Raw genomic sequence first — 1,522 nt, forward strand, 5'->3', positions numbered from 1 at the left:
CCGCAATGCCGCGCAGTTAGTGGTGTTACGGATGTTGCCAGTGTGGCGGGTGTGTCGGCGTGTCGCGGGATGAAGCAACGGAACTCCCGGTAGTGAAGGGCTGTCCTCGCAAGACGCCCTGTTACCGATGGAGTTCCGTTGCTATTGCAGTCTGTCATGTCCGATCCGGCCGCCGCGTCGGAGGATCCGTTCACGGCGGGTCATCTGGGTGAGTTGACCCGAGTCGTGTCGGTCGATCTGGTCGACGCGGCGATCAGCGCCGCGGGAGCGGCGCAGAAGCGGTTGCGGCGGCTGCCGACACGGGTCGTGGTGTACCTGCTGCTGGCGGGTGTGTTGTTCGCCGATGTCGGGTACCGCCAGGTGCTGGCCCGGCTGGTCGCCGGTGCCGGTGCCACGACGAGCGTGCCGGGTAGTTCCGCCCTGTCTCAAGCGTTTCGGCGCGTCGGGGTCAAGCCGTTGGCCGAGCTGTTCGACCTGGTCCGTGGCCCGGCGGCCGGGACGCCGCGCTGGCGTGGGCTGCGGGTGTGCGCGATCGACGGCACCACCATGTTCGTGCCCGACTCCGCGGCCAACGCGGCCGCGTTCGGTCGGCAGACCGGCCGGCCCGATGCGCCGGCCGGGTACCCGATGCTGCGGCTACTGACGATCGTGGAGTGTGGCTCACGCACGATCATCGACGCCGTCTTCGGGTCGTTCCGGGTCGGGGAGACCACCTACGCGCCACGGCTGCTGGCCAGCCTGAGACCGGGAATGGTGCTGCTGGGCGACCGCAACTTCGCGTTCGCCACGTTGATGGAACAGATCGCCGCCACCGGCGCGGACCTGCTCATTCGCTGCAAGAACGGCCGCCGGTTCCAAGTCGTCGAACGCCTCGCGGACGGCACCATGATCGCCCTGCTGGGCGCCACCCGGGTGCGTGTCATCGACGCGTCAATCAGGGTCGAACTAGGCCAAAGCGGTCAGCAGCGCACCGGCACGTACCGGCTGATCACGACCCTGACCGATCCGGCGCTGTACCCGGCCCTGGACGTGGTCGGCCTGTATCACCAGCGGTGGGAGATCGAGACCAGCTTCCGGGAGACCAAGTCGACCATCTTGGACGGGCGCGTCCTGCGGGCTCGCACACCGGCCGGTGTCACCCAGGAGGTCTACGCCGTGCTGATCACGCACCAGGCGCTGCGGACCGCGATCGCCGACACGGCCCTGACAACCAGCGATCTCGAGCCCGCCCGGCTGAGCTTCACGATCGCGCTGAACACCGCACGAGACGGGATCTGTTGCGCGGCCACGATCCTCGCGGGGCCAGTCACCGACCTGATCGGGCGGATCGGGGCCGCGCTGCTGACCAGCATCCTCCCCGACCGCCGCTCACGATCAAGTCCCAGAATCGTCAAACGCGCGATCTCCAAGCACCGCGCGAAAGGACCCATCGACAAAACGAACTACACCACCACGATCACGACACACCTACACCCAGCGGCTCCTTGACCCCACGACACACCCGCTAACTGCGCGGCATTGG

At 67.7% G+C, this 1,522-nt stretch carries 1 protein-coding gene; it reads left to right on the forward strand.

The annotated features are described in order from the left end of the window. Positions 1 to 156: 156 nt before the first annotated feature. Positions 157 to 1,488 carry an IS4 family transposase gene (locus FCN22_RS21405; RefSeq protein WP_137123587.1) on the forward strand — a complete coding sequence of 444 codons (1,332 nt, stop codon included), beginning with the start codon at positions 157 to 159 and terminating at the stop codon, positions 1,486 to 1,488. Positions 1,489 to 1,522: the final 34 nt, after the last annotated feature.

This window comes from Segeticoccus rhizosphaerae (genome assembly GCF_005222685.1).
GTDB classification, from domain to species: domain Bacteria; phylum Actinomycetota; class Actinomycetes; order Actinomycetales; family Dermatophilaceae; genus Segeticoccus; species Segeticoccus rhizosphaerae.

Bases quoted from the DNA above. Each gene is read 5' to 3' on its own strand.
- FCN22_RS21405 (WP_137123587.1), top strand. From the start codon at position 157: ATGTCCGATCCGGCCGCCGCGTCGGAGGATCCGTTCACGGCGGGTCAT.